This is a genomic window from Xanthomonas sp. SHU 199, assembly GCF_000364665.1.
GTDB classification, from domain to species: domain Bacteria; phylum Pseudomonadota; class Gammaproteobacteria; order Xanthomonadales; family Xanthomonadaceae; genus Xanthomonas_A; species Xanthomonas_A sontii.
This window is the reverse complement of the sequence record NZ_AQOI01000004.1, coordinates 1-15,577: the sequence shown is the minus strand read 5'-3', so window position 1 is coordinate 15,577 and position 15,577 is coordinate 1. Positions and strand designations below refer to the sequence as shown.

The 15,577-nt window shown below is 60.2% G+C and carries 13 protein-coding genes; 5 read left to right on the top strand and 8 right to left on the bottom strand.

Annotation, left to right across the window (positions count from 1 at the left end; all coding sequences use genetic code 11):
• From D183_RS23645 to D183_RS0100100, 6 genes are all read right to left on the bottom strand, one after another.
• Positions 1 to 1,529: S41 family peptidase (locus D183_RS23645; RefSeq protein ID WP_039725686.1), on the bottom strand; the 1,529-nt coding region annotated here is incomplete at its 3' end.
• A 383-nt stretch (positions 1,530 to 1,912) separates the two neighbouring features.
• Entirely contained in the window at positions 1,913 to 2,287 is a 375-nt protein-coding gene (locus D183_RS27860; RefSeq protein ID WP_232757166.1) for an XVIPCD domain-containing protein, read from the bottom strand.
• Between the two features lie 67 nt (positions 2,288 to 2,354).
• A complete protein-coding gene (locus tag D183_RS27855; protein ID WP_026144048.1) occupies positions 2,355 to 2,909 on the bottom strand; it encodes a hypothetical protein in 555 nt (184 codons plus the stop codon).
• Positions 2,910 to 2,921: 12 nt separating this feature from the next.
• Positions 2,922 to 3,563, bottom strand: coding sequence for a hypothetical protein (locus tag D183_RS0100110; RefSeq protein ID WP_232757165.1), 642 nt, complete (start codon positions 3,561 to 3,563; stop codon positions 2,922 to 2,924).
• A gap of 149 nt (positions 3,564 to 3,712) precedes the next feature.
• Positions 3,713 to 4,237: a hypothetical protein gene (locus D183_RS0100105; protein ID WP_017907191.1), complete on the bottom strand. Its 525-nt coding sequence runs from the start codon at positions 4,235 to 4,237 to the stop codon at positions 3,713 to 3,715.
• A gap of 293 nt (positions 4,238 to 4,530) precedes the next feature.
• Positions 4,531 to 5,130 carry an XAC0095 family protein gene (locus D183_RS0100100; RefSeq protein WP_017907190.1) on the bottom strand — a complete coding sequence of 200 codons (600 nt, stop codon included), beginning with the start codon at positions 5,128 to 5,130 and terminating at the stop codon, positions 4,531 to 4,533.
• A gap of 454 nt (positions 5,131 to 5,584) precedes the next feature.
• Between D183_RS0100100 and D183_RS0100095 the strand changes: the two genes are divergently transcribed.
• The 4 genes from D183_RS0100095 (at position 5,585) to D183_RS27140 (ending at position 9,335) form a co-directional block, all read left to right on the top strand.
• A complete protein-coding gene (locus D183_RS0100095; RefSeq protein ID WP_017907189.1) occupies positions 5,585 to 6,148 on the top strand; it encodes a hypothetical protein in 564 nt (187 codons plus the stop codon).
• A gap of 100 nt (positions 6,149 to 6,248) precedes the next feature.
• Positions 6,249 to 6,911 carry a hypothetical protein gene (locus D183_RS27145; protein WP_157835123.1) on the top strand — a complete coding sequence of 221 codons (663 nt, stop codon included), beginning with the start codon at positions 6,249 to 6,251 and terminating at the stop codon, positions 6,909 to 6,911.
• A 276-nt stretch (positions 6,912 to 7,187) separates the two neighbouring features.
• Positions 7,188 to 7,745, top strand: coding sequence for an HNH endonuclease (locus D183_RS26070; protein ID WP_081613211.1), 558 nt, complete (start codon positions 7,188 to 7,190; stop codon positions 7,743 to 7,745).
• A 558-nt stretch (positions 7,746 to 8,303) separates the two neighbouring features.
• The gene (locus D183_RS27140) at positions 8,304 to 9,335 is read left to right on the top strand and encodes a HEPN domain-containing protein (RefSeq protein ID WP_157835122.1); all 1,032 of its coding nucleotides are present in this window, start codon (positions 8,304 to 8,306) and stop codon (positions 9,333 to 9,335) included.
• A 110-nt stretch (positions 9,336 to 9,445) separates the two neighbouring features.
• Here the strand turns inward: D183_RS27140 and D183_RS27135 are convergent, their stop codons facing one another.
• Together D183_RS27135 and aceE are read right to left on the bottom strand one after the other, a co-directional pair.
• On the bottom strand, positions 9,446 to 10,978 hold the full coding sequence (locus D183_RS27135; RefSeq protein ID WP_157835121.1) for an ATP-binding protein: 1,533 nt from the start codon (positions 10,976 to 10,978) through the stop codon (positions 9,446 to 9,448).
• A gap of 68 nt (positions 10,979 to 11,046) precedes the next feature.
• Entirely contained in the window at positions 11,047 to 13,737 is a 2,691-nt protein-coding gene (gene aceE / locus D183_RS0100080) for a pyruvate dehydrogenase (acetyl-transferring), homodimeric type (protein ID WP_017907187.1), read from the bottom strand.
• 216 nt (positions 13,738 to 13,953) lie between these two features.
• On the opposite strand from aceE, the gene D183_RS0100075 reads away from it, so the two are divergent.
• Positions 13,954 to 15,577, top strand: a 1,624-nt coding sequence (locus D183_RS0100075) for a SpoIIE family protein phosphatase (RefSeq protein WP_232757167.1), incomplete at its 3' end; no start/stop codon positions are given.

Genomic DNA, 15,577 nt, shown 5'->3' with positions numbered 1-15,577 from the left:
GGCTGGCCGGTGCTCCCGCCGGTCGCCTGCCCCACCAATGGGCCGCGCCGCATCAGCCGGAACACCGCCGCCGTGTCCTCGCCGGCGGAGAACGTGCCCGCATCCACCAGCATCGCCACCGGGCCGGAATAGGCGTTCGGTTCGGGTGCCACCGGCTCTGTTTGCACCGGCCGCCACTCGATCAGCCTGGCCCCACGCGCCTGCGCCAGCGACGAGCCGTTGTCGCGCTCGGCCGAGCGCAGCGATGGCAACGGTGCCGCGGCGACGTAGCGCAGGATCTGCAAGCCGAACCACGTGTTGCCGCCACCATTGCCGCGCAAGTCCAGGATCAGTCCGCGCGCGGCACGCACGCGCGGCAGTGCCTGCTTGAGCGCCTGCAGGCTGGCATCGTTCTCCAACTGCGGCACACGCAGCACCATCACGCCATCGCGGCGAATGCGCAGCAGCGGCGCCTCCGGCATCTTCATCGTGGCGTAGCGGCTGCGGGCAGCATGCACCTCGCTGCGGCGCCCGTCGGCGTGCTCCACCGACAGCCGCACCGGGGTGGCAGCATCGCCGGCCAGCAAGGCGTAGGTATACATGCGCAGCTGCAGGTCTTGCGGGGTGGAGCTGCTGATCTGCGGACGCACCACCCGCTGCGCGTACTGCACCACCGGCTCGCCGTCGATCGCGAGGATGCGGTCACCGCGCGCCACCCCTTGGCGGCGCAGCGCGGCATCACTGACCGAGGTCACCACCACCTCCCCGTCCAGCCAGGCCGTCCGCAGCCCGGGACGGGCATACCAATGGTCCTCCAGCTCCTTGGGCGGCAGGATCCCGGTGTGTCCGTCGTGCAACTGCGCCAGGAACCGCGCCAGCACGCGGTAGTAAGCGTCGGTATCCGCCGCGCGCTGGACCAGCGGCAGCGTCTCCAGGTACAGGCGATCCCAGTCCAGGTCCGGCACGTGGTCGAACCAGACGAAGCGATCGCGCGCGGCCATCCACACCTGCGACAACCCGGCCACGCGCTGGGCTTCTGTCAGCTGCACGGCGTAAGGCACCACGATCGCGGGCGCCGTGGCATCGCGCACCGCCAGCGCTTCGTGGCGCCGGACCTCGGCCAGGCGCGGGTCGTCCAGCAATGCCACCGTCGCCGGGTCCTTGTCCACCACGAAGTCGATCAGCCCCTCATGCCAGGACATCGCGTCCAGGGCGCGCCAGGCCGCCACCGCCGCGTCGCGGTCGCCGAGCCACACCTGCACCCGCACCAGATCGCCCAGCAGGTTCAGGCGGCGGAAGCGCAGCGTCTTGCTGCCCTCGGCGAGCGCTGCGACCGTCGGATCGTCCAGATACTGCAAGCCCTGCTGCAGGGCATCGCGTGCCTGCAGCAGGTCCTCACGCGTGCTCTTGGCGCCGTGCTCGCTGAGCTGACTGGCCCGGTCGCGGAAAGCGGTGGCCCGTGCATAGGCCTGATCGGCCGGCGTTTCCGCCGCCCCCACCGACGGCAACAGCAGCAACCACAACAACGCACCCCATCCGTAGCTTCGCATCGCACCCTCGCGCTCGCGCGTTTGAATCGCAGGCCGCAGTATCGGCCATCTGCCGCGCGCGAGCATCTGGACGACGCTGGGCCGCTGCGGCGACCAAGGGACAAGAGCCTGTCATGAGCCGCGTTCCCCTTTGCCCGGCGCGTCGCCAGGGAGGGTGAACTGCGATCCACTAGCGGCATCGCGACCCTGGCGCATCCAGCGCCAGACGATTGAGCGCCTGAATCCTAGACGCCAATGCTGGCGGACCGCTACCTGGCCATCGTGCGGACAGCGAGAACCAACATCGGCCTGTGCCGCAAAGGCGCAATGCAGTAGTAAGTGCGGCTCGCAGCCGTACCTTTACAGGACCGCGGCACTATTCGGGTGCTGATAGCGCAGGCAGGCTATCCCATCTGATGTGGTCGGGCCTGGATCTGGTCCCGCTGCTCCACACCTTGTGCCTGGGTCTGGCGTTGCGCCTCGTTCAACGACTGCAGCTGCGCCAGCGACTCTTCCACCGGCTTGCGCAACGCCTCCTCCGTCCGCATGTGCGCACGCAGGTGTGCGGGGTCGTTCAGCGCTCCCTGGACAACGAACAGGTTCTCGCCTGCCCGCACATTGCGCGAGTCCTGGCTGAGTACCACGTGGTCGATACGGGAGAGGCCGCTTTCTTTTGCAAGGTATGCGGCACTTGCCGCCAACTTGGCGCTGTTGCCGTCGTAATCCCGCCCCAAGCCTTGCTCCAACTTCACCACCGCGGACTCCGCCTGCTGCAGCAATGGATCGCGTGGTATCTCAGGCCTTGTACCGGCGAGCACTTCGGACGTTCCTCGGGCACCTGGCGCCTCATTCTCGCTGATGGCTTTTTTGCCAGAACTTCTGCTCTGGCATTGGATTGTGATGCTCCTTGTTCAAATCGCTTCCGGGCTTCGGCGCCGGAATGCTGCGGATGTCGTCCTCGTTGTTCAACGGCTTGAGATCGCCTTCGAACTTCTCATCGATGACGCCATGCCGATCCCGGCGATGCAGCCCCGCATGGTTGAGAGCACCCCACGTGAAATCGATACAACTGTTCGTCCCGCCGTTGTAGTGCATATCGAAGCCGTACTTCTTTGGATCCCCACCAAAGTCTCTCAACTTTTCGTACTGCGCTTTATCGATCTCCATCGTGCGCGAGTAGTAAGGATCCTTGTAGTCCTTCACATCGTTGTAGACGACGTTGCCCGGTCCACTGTAGTCACCATGATGCTTGGGAGCGAAGCCATAGCTATTCTTCGTCGTGCCATCGTCGATCGCATAGTAGACATGCCCCGCAGCCGACGTACCGCCTGACAGAAGCGTTGGCGTCCCAGGCGCAGCCACATACACCGTCACGGTATAACGCTTATCCGGATTGTCCATGTCCGCTCCCTCTTACTTTCCCTTGGCTGTGTACGCGATCAAGAGCTGCGCATGCGCCTCGACAAGCGCCTCGCGATGCCGATCCACGCGCAATCTCAACCGATAGTGTCCCGCCTGTAGCGATGGACTGAAGGCGAATGCAAGCTCTCTTTCCGGGCTGTTCGGCGAGAACAGACCGGCTTCCTGCATCGTGGTCGCGTCGGCATCGAAATGAAACAGGCCATCCGCTCTGCCGTCGGCTGGGAGCGGCACGAGCGCGTCCCGCTCCCGATCGATGCGCTCACTCCGCTGGAGCTCCACCTTCGTCGTGCCAGAAGATTCGATCCGTTCAAGCTGCAGAAATGCCACGATGTCGGCACGCACCAGTCGGTCGGCAAGATCAGCAAGGGCAGTCGCATCCTCACCTGTGATCCTGACCCCAATGAAGATGGGTGGCGTCTCGTCATCGCCTTGTTTCGGCACGTCAAACGCCACCTGGACTTCCGCTGGGCCCGTTGAATCCAGGTTGCGGACCAAAGGCACTTCAGTTCGCATATCGCTTCGCTCCTTAACGACGTTCCGTTCCGCTAGTTGCGGGGCTCCACCACATCCTGCCAGCAGCCCCAACACCAGCGCCAGCGCAGGAATTCGCGCTTGGCTTAGTACACTTTTCACGCGCGCCTCCTCGTAGGGGTTCGATGCTAGACGCAATGCACACCCATGCTTGCACACTCACCTTCAACCGATGATAGACGAGGGAAATACTCCCTTCATCAGCAGATTGGCTAGCACGTCCGCGAGACGCACTCATAGGCCATGCCTCCCTATTGCGCTTTGGCGGTGAAGGCAACCAGCAGTTCCGGGTGTGTCTCTTCCAAGGCACGAACATTGCCCCCGAAGCGGACGGACATCCGGTAGCGACCAGGCGGTGTATCGCGAACAAAGGCCAAATCCATTTCACGGTAAGCGGCACCTGGCGCGATCAATCCAGCGGTGCGCATCGTCGGTTCATCTGCATTCGCCTTGAGGAGACCTGGCACATGCCCGTCGCGGTCCAATGCCACCGTCTGGTACTCGGTGCGCCCAACCAGTTCGCTCCGCTGCAATACCACGGGCTCCTCGCCTGCCGCCGTCAACCGAGAGAGATGGACCTGCGCGGTGACGCCGACGTCGCGTAAGCGGTCCACTTCGGACAGGGCCGTCTCAGCATCCGGGGCCGTTACCCTCACCCCAATGAAGATAGGCGGTTCCGGATCATCGGCCTGGTCGGGAACATCGAAATCCAACGTGATGGCATCAGCCAACACTTGCGAGCTCAATGGCCTGACCAACGGCACGGTCGTTCTCATTGCAGATTCCTCCTTGGCATGCGGCGCACGGTCCGGCGCTGGGGGCTGAGCCGAATCAGCCTGGCATCCCGTCAATGGCAGCGTCGCGGCAATGAAGAGGATGCCGATCAGGTGCCTCGCTGTCGTCATGGCACGCACGCCTCGATTCTCTTGCACTAGAGAGTAGTCCGGCCGGCCAGTCGGCGCGAGTATGCCGTAGCCCACGCGGACGCTCGCTGCCGCACTGCTCGGCCCAACAGCACCGGGCCAGCGTTCTCTTACAAAGCGCCAGCGCCGTGCCGACTTAGCCAGGATCAATGCAGCAACCCGCCCCCCATAGGCTGCACCTCAGAGTCCAGCGCATAGACAGCCTGCTCTTCGCGGACGCGATTCGCCGGTGGTTCGCCCAGCGGCTGGCGTGCGATCTGCAGCAATAGTTCACGCACGTCGTTCGCTACGGCGCAGAGCGTGCTGCCCACTTCCGGCAGCGTCTGGCCGGCACGCTCGGCCGCATCACCGGCCGCCACCACCCGGGCATTGGCCGAGACGGTCTCGGCCAGTTGAGTGAGCCTGTCGATCTGCTGTTGCGTCACGCGGAACGTGCCGCTGCCGGCATCCGTTGCTGCCTGGACAGTGGCATCAGACCAAGCGCCGCGCGTCGTGGCGGTCCGCTGGGCGGGATAGGACAGCGCGTCCAGCACCAGATCCACTTGCTCGGCCAACAGCTCCAGACAGAGCGCCAGTTCGCCCATGCGCACCTTGGGTTCGGTGGCGCGCTCCTCGGCCTGCGTGCGTGGCTGTGCCAGCCGGACCAGGAAGCGAACGTGATCGCGCAGCTTCGCCAGGCGGAACTGGCTGTCCTCCGGCAGGAAATAGCCGGGCATGTCGTCGTCGTCCAAACGGTCGTGCGTCATCTTTGCCTCCTCGTTCCATGAAGGGGTCCGTCCGCCACGCATGGTGGACGGGAAGTCGGGAGGTTCGAAACCGTACATAGTCGGCGGGCGTATTTCCCCGAAGGGTGTTGTATTAGCCGCCCTCCCGACGCAGGCATCGCGTCGGCTTGCGCCCTAGCATCGGGCACAAAAAAACCCACCGGTTTGTCGGAGGTGGGTACCGCTATGTACGGAGTTTCGACGCTCCTTGGGCTTAGATTGCGAGTGCAAGGTGTGGCGTGTCAATAGCCACATAAGGTCTTTGCATGACTCCCCGCCCTAGGGCAAGCACGCCTCAAATGCTTGGCGTCGATCGCCCAGCCAGTGATCCATATCGCAAAACCGAAGATCTTCTCTCAAGGAGTTGTGCACCGCGACCGATCCAATGGTTTGCTGCTTTCTTTATACCGCGCTCCGCGCTACCTGAAGGAACGACATGTCTATCTTGCGAAGAATTTCGGAGTCAATTGTAGGTACCAAGGAGGCAATCAAGGAGAAAGGCGATATCGGGGAAACGGATCTCTGCAAGTGGCTTGGCGATTCTGGCCTGTGCTACGTTGCGGTCTGCCAGGCAAGGGAAAGCTTCGCTCCACTCTTCACAGGCGAGATCAAGCGACCGGATTTCATGGTCCTGCTCGACTCCATCGGGCTGATTGCAGTTGACGCCAAAAACTTCGACTTGAAGGAGTGGGACGGCTCGCCTTGCTTCACGCTAGGCTTGCAGAAAGAGCTTCTGAAAGCGGTCGCATTCGAACGCATGTTACGTATCCCACTTTGGTACGCCTACAGAGGCGAGGACAACGACAACGTCTCCTGGTATTGGATCAGCGCACTCAAGGCCGTTGAGGTGGGAGTCAAGCGCGATGGCCGCCATGGTGATTTCCTGACCATCGGCCTTGAGCATTTTGCACATGTGGTTAAACCTGATGACATGGCCAAGCTCTATACACAGCGGCTGCCCGGTGTCTCCAGGATCGCTGCCCTTCCGGTCACGAACTGAACGCCGGATCGGCACCTGCGGACGTGAAGTCAGCTTCCGATCTTGCGTCCGCACTTCCGTCGACCATTATGGTCTTCACGCTCATTGAGGAGGGGAGATAATGTTCAAGGATCTGATCGCTGTCGGTGGACCCGGCCTACTCATCCCAATCGTGCTGTTCGCGCTCATTATTTATGCGACGCGAGGCCTCTTCGATCTTCATGGCAGGCGAAGTCAACATCGACGAGAGTTCCTCGAGCACTGGGACCCCAAGCGCACAGATGACGATCTCTGGCTTGAGATCACCGTTCGCCATCTCTATGGGCAACTGTTACCTGCTCATGTCATTCGCACCGCCCTGAGCCACCCACACTGTAGCCAGGCACTGATGGACCTTTCGGAGATATGGGAGTTCTACCACTACGACTCAGACACCCAAACGGTGCACTGGGCTCACACCCGGCACAAACACCCATTTCGTAGATGGATGAATCATCGCTGGTCTTTGGTACGCTATTTCCTGCTTGCATCCATGGCAATGGGCGCAATCTATGTCGTGGCCCACGCTAGCGGGCTCTTGCAATGGATCTACGCAACCTTGGCGGCAATTTGCGGAATTGGTGCGTTCATTAGCTTGTGGCGCTGCGACGCAGAGAAAAAGGCGGCCGGTGTCGGCGAGATTTGGATCAAACGCATTAATGATTCCCTCAAGTCGCTCCACGATACAAATGACCTAACTCCTTTTGAAGCTGCCCCCCGCCCCACGCTAGTAGAAGTTGGCTAATTCCGGACACATCGATACCCCGTCATTGTGGACGCCAACTTGACGCATGCTGCTACAGACACTGGCGTCTCTTATCACACCACGAGGTCGAGGCGCCATTGAAGAGCTTCAAGCAAACATAATCTTCTTGCTGTCACCTGCGGCAATTCTGCCTAGTACTTATGCTCGCAGGCCAGGAAAGACCGGGTCAGCACGCCACCCTACGGTCAAAATCCTGCGCAGCGAAACTTTAACGAGTACAGTTGCAGCCAAAGGTAAAACTGACCTGATTACTACATGCTTGCAATATTTATCGCTTCGAATTCAAAAGCAACTAGACTTAGCTTTTTAGGAGACCTTGCTGTGACATTTATAAATATTGGCGACCTTGTTACATTCTCTTCAAACAACGGAGTCCAAGTTCACAAAAAAGCCATTGACGTTTCGGCAGAGGATCTTTATACAGCAATTACTACAGCATTCTCACACATGGAAGACCCGGCCCTAGTTGATGCGTGTTGCGGCGGCCGAGGTCCTCTAGCGCAATTCTTTGAGCTCAGCTACGAAGAATACATTGAGATTTTGCGCCAAATAGAAATCGCAAATGCAGGGGCATTAGCCAAACAGCAGCACACCAGATTGAGGCGCCTAGAGTTCAATAGCAAGCGCTCTTCTTTGGTGCTAAATATGATCGATTCTGGCATACCCTATGTTTGCGCGCATCCAAACTGCGAAGTTACTGCAAATCTTACAGTCGATCACATTATCGCACTTTCACACGGCGGAGGTGATAATTTGGAAAACCTACAATTTCTCTGTCTACCTCATAATAGCGCCAAAGGTGACCGAAATTAGGCCCAACACCTAATAAGGACGCAGTCGGCTTCAACTGAAGATAGTTTTGAAGCTAACGCCGCTACTACTTCGTATCGTGGTCAGACGCGAGAACCTGCTGCTGCGCGTGCACTAATCCTCCGAGAACGAGGCCAAGCTCAAAGACCCACTGCTTTACTGGTGCCAGGCCAGCTCATAGACGCCCAGGTCCAACACGCCTACGAAGTAGGTCAACCTGGCCCCGTTATTCCAGTTCACCTGATCCCGTTACTTAATAGATCTCACAGGGACAACGGAATGCACGCTAAGAAGCTTCGAAAGATCTCGTATCTACTAGACTGCCTAAGAAATCCTTCTCGTTTAGAACCATGTAAGATTTCGTTTGGTGATGGCGACTTAATAAACTACCTCTCCCGAGAAATCCACAGACCAGACGGCCGCGTTGCGATTCTTACTCAAAAGGGCTTGACGGAGCTAAGGGAACTCACGCAAACGCTATTTGACATGCAAATGCTTGGCAATCTTGTCGGGTACGAGGACGTAGCTTCCTCCTTAAGATCCCTATACGGAAAGCTGCTGATGGAGCCCAACGCAACCTGTACATCAGCTGATCTGATTAATTCAATTTGCCAAGACCTCAAAAGTAGAATTAGAAAGCATAGATTCGCAGTTCCTCTTTCTGGGATCCGCCTTGAGGACATCTCCAAACTCGATCTCGGCCCCGTTTGGCTTGTTAGTGATTTGCGTCCAACCTTGGCCGAAGCAGGAGAGTCACCTGTCTGCAGGTATGTTAGTGGCGCGTTAGAGGCAGTTGGGTCTGCGACTTGGTTGGTTGGTGACATTGAGGGAACAGTTGATGTAGCAAGGGATCGATTTTCGTCACTGGCTACACTTTCTTTGGGCCTACTGGCTATCTACGGAGCTATTTCTTATGAAAGAGGCGCAACTAACTTCAGACTCTGCACACAAATGGATGCGGAAACTACCAGTGCTCGCGGCACTTATTTGCACTGGCACGTAGGCCAACCCAATGTAGTAGTCAATTATCAACTCTTAAAGCATCAAACACTTCAAATTGACAGCGAAAGTGCGGATAGAATTCACGCAGAGCAGCTATTTGAACGAGGGTTTGTTTTGGCTGCAGGTACTGGCAGCAGTCAACTCGAGATGGCTGTTATAAGGGCTATCCATTGGTTTTCAGATGCACAGCGCGATCTAAATGTAGTGATGCAGTTCGTGAAGTACTGGAGCTGCGTAGAAGCCTTTTTTACGGATTCACACAAGGTCGTACGCTCAGTATCCAGCGGCCTCGCCACTACTTTGGTTGCCGGCGGTTACGGCCTATACCCCCCCGATGCATATTTCGATCTGAAAAAAAGAATTTCGAAGTTATATGTAGCCAGGTGCAAGGCGGTCCACCAAGGACACCATGACCATGTCAACTGGAAAGATGTCAGCGAACTAAGTGAGTGGTGTGCTTGGTTGATTTTAACCATGCTTTCTCTTTTGGAGAGAGGCTATACTTCGACTCAAGAAATAAGAGCGCAGGTTTATAGACTTGACGCAACGTTGATCAAAGGACATGAAACGACGACCTTGGCAGAGCCTTAGATATGAATGGGGCCAAGCTCACTATATGTCAGAAATGGCATGGCTCCATATTGGAAAATCGGAAAACCGCCGATCGTCTAACACATGGCGCCTACGTCAACAGCAAGAATTTAAATTCTTTTTCCTAACATCTGCTCCAGTTGATTCATGTAAATATTGAGCTTCCGAAGGACATAATCTGCAATTACGCCAGGCTCGCTCTTTGTTGTATGATGAAATTCAATGCATATCTGCTTATGCGCCAACTGGATAAATAAGTCCGGCACCAAATTTGGTATCCACGGGTGGGACTTATCAGGCGACACTTCGACACCCGACAGCTCTTGAAGAGCTTTGGCCACAGCCTTATTAACAACCTTGTCCGACCCGCCGTCATTTACCATCCAGTCTACCATCGACTCAAAATGCGGCGCAGCTTCACGCATTGCCAACGCCGCTGGGCCACCCTTTCTCTTGCCCTGAGGCGAAAGCTCGCCCTTGAGCTGTTTGTACAAAGGAGTTCTAGAAAGTGTCCGCTTCGCGTCCCCCTTATCTCGCCAGGGCTGCGGAACTCCACTTAGAACAGCATCTAGAGCAGGTGACTCAGAGTAGGCTGCAGCGCATGACACGAGCGTGTTTGTGGGCAAAAATAGGATCCTGGTCTTCAAAGCACCATAAAGGGCAATTTGAAGTCTTTTAGCATTCCATACGGAGCTACGCTGCGTATTCCCATGCACATACTCAAACAACTTATCATGAATGGCAGCCCAATTATCTTCAATTCGCTGACTACGCCTTACAAACTGAGAAACAACCGACTCCGCATCTTCGTATGAGAAGATAAACCACACTTCTGTGGAAGTGGGGATTTTTGATCTAATTTGCTCTTGGTAACCGGTGGTTTTTCTCCAGCGCTCCTTGAGCATTTCAAGGTACTCTCTGAGAGTACGCTGAATTTCAGGAAGGCCTTTAAATTCATCAAAGACTTCTTCCAAATCATCATTGGTTAACGAAAAATCAGACAACTCCATGCCGTCATTCAGCACAGATATAGTTCGCTTCGCAATATCTACGAATTTTTCAGTTGGAGGACCCGGAAAATCAATGACCTCTTTAGTGCGATAGAAAAGCGTTCCGGAGACATCAGCTGCATGGCCCCTCATTAACTGCACATCATCTCGCTGCGTGACTGGCCATATCAACAGAAGCGGGCGTGTTCGCAAAAGCCCATTAAGTCTGCGGAAAAACCCCTTTATATCCTCAGGCTCAAACTCACTTAGATTCTCAAGGTAATTAATTACGACGTATGCAGGCCCCTTATCTTTTACTTTTTCAGCGACATCACCTATGCGCACCAGCTCTTGATAGAGACCAAGTAGTTTTAAGTCGCTAGTAAAGGTACTTGCATCTATTTGATGAAGGCCCGACACTTTAAGTGAAGGTCGCCAGCTTAGTGATTGTATAAATGTGGATTTACCGATCCCTGGCTGCCCGAGAATAAAAACCAACTTCCCCGAGTTTTTGAGGGCACCGGCAATTTCGCTTATCTGGGCCTCCACCTCGGGCAAAGGCTCCACAAACTCAATGAATTTTTCAACTGCGACGCTTTCATCAAAGCGAGCACGGACCTCTTCAAATGAAGTCTCAAGAACTAATTCACTCATTAGCATCCCTCCCTGATGTTCCAATAGTAGAAGGGCGGCCGTTGGCCGCCCTTCTACTATGACTCGTCTCAAACCCCAACCGGATTAGCCTTCTCCGGATCAATCTTGTACTGCTTGATCGCCCGAGCCACATCCTTCCCGGTCATCTTCCCATCCTTCGCCAACGCCGCAATGGCGGCATGCGCGATGTAGTAGCGATCCACCTCGAAGAACCGGCGCAGGTTGGCGCGCGTATCCGAGCGGCCGAAGCCGTCGGTGCCTAGCACGGTGTAGTGCATCGGCACGAAGGCGCGGATCTGGTCGGCGAAGGCGCGCACGTAGTCGGTGGCGGCGATGGCCGGGCCCTGGCGGCCTTCCAGCAGCTGGGTGACGAACGGCTTGCGCTGTTCGCCTTCCGGGTGCAGGCGGTTCCAGCGCTCGGCGTCGAAGCCGTCGCGGCGCAGTTCGTTGAAGCTGGGGCAGGACCAGATGTCGGCGGTGACGCCGAAATCCTTGTCCAGCAGCTCGGCGGCGGCGATGGCTTCGCGCAGGATGGTGCCCGAGCCCAGCAGCTGCACGCGCAGTTCGCCCTTCTTGGGCTTGCCGGCGTCCTTGAGCAGGTACATGCCCTTGATGATGCCGTCTTCCGCGCCCGCCGGCATTTCCGGGTGGGCGTAGTTCTCGTTCATCAGGGTGATGTAGTAGTACTCGTCCACCTGCTCCTGCATCATCCGCTGGATGCCGTACTGCATGACCACGGTGACTTCGTAGCCGAAGGTGGGGTCGTAGCTGCGCACGTTGGGGATGGAGCCGGCGATGACCTGGCTGAAGCCGTCTTCGTGCTGCAGGCCTTCACCGTTGAGCGTGGTGCGGCCGGCGGTGCCGCCGAGCAGGAAGCCGCGGGTGCGCATGTCCGCCGCCTGCCAGGCGATGTCGCCCACGCGCTGGAAGCCGAACATGGAGTAATAGATGTAGAACGGCAGCATCGGCACGTTGCTGACCGAGTAGCTGGTGCCGGCGGCCAGCCACGAGGAGATGGCGCCCGGCTCGCTGATGCCCTGCTGCAGCACCTGGCCGGACTGGTCCTCGCGGTAGAACATCAGCTGGTCGGCGTCCACCGGCTTGTACTTCTGGCCGAACGGGGCGTAGATGCCGATCTGCCGGAACATGCCTTCCATGCCGAAGGTGCGGGCTTCGTCGGCCACGATCGGCACGATGCGCGGGCCCAGTTCCTTGTCGCGCAGGGCGATGTTGAGGCTCTGCACGAAGGCCATGGTGGTGGAGTAGGTGCGCTCGCCGCTGTCCTTGAGCAGGCGCTCGAACTTGTCCAGGCCCGGGGCCGGGATGGACAGGTCGGCCTTGCGGCGGCGCTGCGGCAGGTAGCCGCCCATGGCGGCGCGACGCTCCTGCAGGTACTGCACTTCCGGCGAGTCCGGGCCGGGGTGGTAGAACGGCACCTGCTCGGCATCGGCCAGCTGCTTGTCGCTGAGCGGGATGTTGAAGCGGTCGCGGAACGCGCGCACGGCGTCGTCGTCCAGCTTCTTGGTCTGGTGGGTGGGGTTCAGCGCCTCGCCCGCCGAGCCCATGCCGTAGCCCTTGACGGTCTTGGCCAGGATCACGGTGGGCATGCCCTTGGTGTTCACCGCCTGGTGGTAGGCGGCGTAGACCTTGTGCGGATCGTGGCCGCCGCGGTTCAGGCGCCAGATGTCGTCGTCGGACAGGCCGGCGACCATGGCGGCGGTCTCCGGGTACTTGCCGAAGAAGTTGGCGCGGGTATAGGCGCCGCCGAAGGCCTTGCAGTTCTGGTACTCGCCGTCGACGGTTTCCATCATCAGCTTCTTGAGGACGCCGTTGGTGTCCTTGGCCAGCAGGGCGTCCCAGTAGCCGCCCCACAGCAGCTTGATGACGTTCCAGCCGCCGCCGCGGAACACGCCTTCCAGCTCCTGGATGATCTTGCCGTTGCCGCGCACCGGGCCGTCCAGGCGCTGCAGGTTGCAGTTGACCACGAAGATCAGGTTGTCCAGGCCTTCGCGGCCGGCCAGGGCGATGGCGCCCAGGGTCTCGGGCTCGTCGCTCTCGCCGTCGCCGATGAAGCACCACACCTTGCGGTCGGACTTCTCGATCAGGCCGCGGTGTTCGAGGTACTTCATGAACTGCGCCTGGTAGATGGCGCTGAGCGGGCCCAGGCCCATCGACACGGTGGGGGTCTGCCAGAAGTCCGGCATCAGCCACGGGTGCGGATAGGAGGAGATGCCCTGCCCGTCCACTTCCATGCGGAAGTTGTTGAGCTGGTCTTCGCTGATGCGGCCTTCCAGGAAGGCGCGGGCGTAGATGCCGGGGGAGCTGTGGCCCTGGATGTACAGCAGGTCGCCGGGGTGCTTGTCCGAGGGCGCGCGCCAGAAGTGGTTGAAGCCCACGTCGTACAGGGTGGCGCTGGAGGCGAAGGAGGCGATGTGGCCGCCCAGGTCGCCCGGCTTGCGGTTGGCGCGGACCACGGTGGCCATGGCGTTCCAGCGGATGATCGAGCGGATCTTCCACTCGATGGCCGCGTCGCCCGGGCTCTTGGCCTCGTTGGCGGGGGCGATGGTGTTGACGTACTCGGTGGTCGGCGAGAACGGCAGGTAGGCGCCGGAACGACGGGTCAGCTCGACCATGTCCTCCAGCAGCTGATGCGCGCGCTCGGGGCCTGCGACATCGATGACGGCCTTGAGCGATTCGATCCACTCCTGGGTTTCAGTGGGGTTCGGATCGTTCTGCAGCACCTCGTTCAACCAGTTCATAACGCTCCCGTAGGTCGCACGCACGCGCGCGATGGCATGTGTTTTCTCGAAGCCTGCAAGTGTAGCGCAACCGCCTCTCAGGACCTCGTACGCCAGCGTATGGAACGGACTGTCACATTGGCCCGGGACACCCCGCGGGACAGCCGCCGCGGCCACTGTGCCGGGCGGCCGCGGCTGCGCTTATGATCGGGCTCCAGGCCCCCGAGGAGCGCCGCCATCGCCCTTGCCTCGTCAGCGCAGGACGCCTCCGCGGTCGCCTGGCGGCACAGCCTGCGCACGCGCCTGCTGCTGTGGGGCAGCCTGCTGCAGGTGGCGCTGCTGCTGGGCCTGGCCCTGCTGTTCTACCTGGGCGCGCGCGAGGTGATGGTGCGCAACGCGCGCGAGGAGGTGGCCGGGCTGACCCAGCAGACCGCGCGCAGCCTGGATGCCACGCTGGGCTCGGTGCAGGTGAGCGGGCGCACCCTGGCCGCCGCCGCGAGCGGGCTGGGCCGGCAGCCGTTCAACCTGCGCAACCTGCTGCAGGCCACGCTGCAGGGCGACCCGGACATCGCCGGCGCCTTGCTGGTGATCGAGCCCGGCGCACTGAAGGACGATGGCCGCGGCTTCGCCTGGCACCTGCGGCGCACCGCTACCGGGGTGCTGGAACAGCCGGTGGAGGCGCTGGGCTTCGACGCGCGCAGCATGCCCTGGTACCAGCGCACCCTGGCCGCGCCGGCGCCGTGGTGGTCCGAGCCGTACAGCGATGCCAGCATCGGCGGCGCCTACCTGACCACCTACAACCTGCCGCTGCGCCTGCCCGGCGATGGGCCGCAGGCGCCGGCGATCGGCATGGTGAGCGTGGACGTGCCGCTGCAGCGGCTGCAGGCCATCGTCGCCGAACTGCCGGCCAACAGCGGGCTGCAGCCGATGCTGCTGTCGCCGGACGGGCTGTTCGTGCTGCATCCGGACCCGGCGCTGCGCTTCCGCCGCACGTTGGAGGCGCACGTGGCGCGGGCGCGGCCGGACCTGTCGCCGCTGGCGCAGGCGGCCGACACCCACACCGCTGTGCGCTTCGAGCACACCGCACCGGACGGCACCCGCTACCTCACCCAGAGCGCGGCGGTGGGCGACACCGGCTGGACTTTCGCGCTGAGCGTGTCGGAGGACTACATCCTGGCCGGGCTGGACCGCATCGTGCTGTGGGGCGCGCTGGCCGGTGCCGCAGCGCTGGCGGTTTGGTTGTGGCTGCTGCATCGCTACACGGTGCGGCTGGTGCGGCCGATCGAGGACCTGACCGACTCGGCGCTGCATTTCAGCCAGGGCGCGTTCGACTATCCGCTGCGCCACGTCGAGCGCGCGGACGAAGTGGGGGTGATGGCGCGCGCCTTCGACAGCGCGCGCGGCTCGATCAAGCGCCAGTTGGACGAGATCGCCACGTTGGCGCAGGCGCGGCAGCGCATGCAGAGCGAACTGTCGATCGCGCGCGACATCCAGTTGGCGATGCTGCCGGTCGGGCGCACCTTCGACAGCGCCCACAAGCATCTGGAAACCTATGCGCTGCTGGAACCGGCGGAGATGGTCGGCGGCGATTTCTACCAGTTCTTCGAGACCGAGCCGGGGCTGCTGTGGTTCGTGGTCGGCGACGTGTCGGACAAGGGCGTGCCGGCGGCGCTGTTCATGGCGCGGGCGATGACGGTGCTGGAGATCGCCGCGCGCCGGCACACGCGCCCGGACGCGATCCTGATCGCGGCCTCGCAACGGCTGGTGGAAGGCAACGAGCCGTGCATGTTCGCCACCGTGCTGTGCGGGCTGATCGACGTGCACAGCGGCGACTACTGGCTGTCCAGCGCCGGCCACGAGC

Coding starts and splice junctions, on each gene's coding strand:
- D183_RS27855 (WP_026144048.1), bottom strand. CDS start 2,909: ATGGACAATCCGGATAAGCGTTATACCGTGACGGTGTATGTGGCTGCG.
- D183_RS0100105 (WP_017907191.1), bottom strand. CDS start 4,237: ATGAGAACGACCGTGCCGTTGGTCAGGCCATTGAGCTCGCAAGTGTTG.
- D183_RS0100100 (WP_017907190.1), bottom strand. CDS start 5,130: ATGACGCACGACCGTTTGGACGACGACGACATGCCCGGCTATTTCCTG.
- D183_RS0100095 (WP_017907189.1), top strand. CDS start 5,585: ATGTCTATCTTGCGAAGAATTTCGGAGTCAATTGTAGGTACCAAGGAG.
- D183_RS27145 (WP_157835123.1), top strand. CDS start 6,249: ATGTTCAAGGATCTGATCGCTGTCGGTGGACCCGGCCTACTCATCCCA.
- D183_RS26070 (WP_081613211.1), top strand. CDS start 7,188: ATGCTTGCAATATTTATCGCTTCGAATTCAAAAGCAACTAGACTTAGC.
- D183_RS27140 (WP_157835122.1), top strand. CDS start 8,304: ATGGAGCCCAACGCAACCTGTACATCAGCTGATCTGATTAATTCAATT.
- D183_RS27135 (WP_157835121.1), bottom strand. CDS start 10,978: ATGAGTGAATTAGTTCTTGAGACTTCATTTGAAGAGGTCCGTGCTCGC.
- aceE (WP_017907187.1), bottom strand. CDS start 13,737: ATGAACTGGTTGAACGAGGTGCTGCAGAACGATCCGAACCCCACTGAA.